The organism is Corynebacterium sp. UMB10321 (assembly GCF_030228725.1).
Classification (GTDB): Bacteria; Actinomycetota; Actinomycetes; order Mycobacteriales; family Mycobacteriaceae; genus Corynebacterium; species Corynebacterium pseudogenitalium.
Genome location: NZ_JASOZC010000046.1, coordinates 1 through 286, shown reverse-complemented (window position 1 = coordinate 286; position 286 = coordinate 1). Strand labels below are relative to the sequence as shown.

The window sequence follows — 286 nt, the reverse complement described above, 5'->3', positions numbered from 1 at the left end:
TTTATATCGTACTGTGCCGGTGCTTGCGTGCTTTCCTGCAGGTCTGCACCGATTTAACAAACAAAACTTAACAGAGTCTGAAGGAGTAGTATTTCGTGCAAATAACCGAAGCCTTAATTTCAGAGCCGGGAGACATCCGGCGTTTTATTCAACATGCTGTTGACCACTGGCCGCGTCTGCTGGCAGTCCACTTCATACTCCATTCGACAGAAGGAAACATCTACGGGCAACAGATTCATGCATTCTGCACTTCCTTTTATCGACAACTGCATGAACGTATTACTGA

The 286-nt window shown here is 45.8% G+C and carries 1 protein-coding gene; it reads left to right on the top strand.

Annotation, left to right across the window (positions count from 1 at the left end; all coding sequences use genetic code 11):
- Positions 1-95: 95 nt before the first annotated feature.
- A partial coding sequence (locus tag QP752_RS11260; protein WP_284805545.1) for a hypothetical protein occupies positions 96-286 on the top strand: 191 nt, incomplete at its 3' end.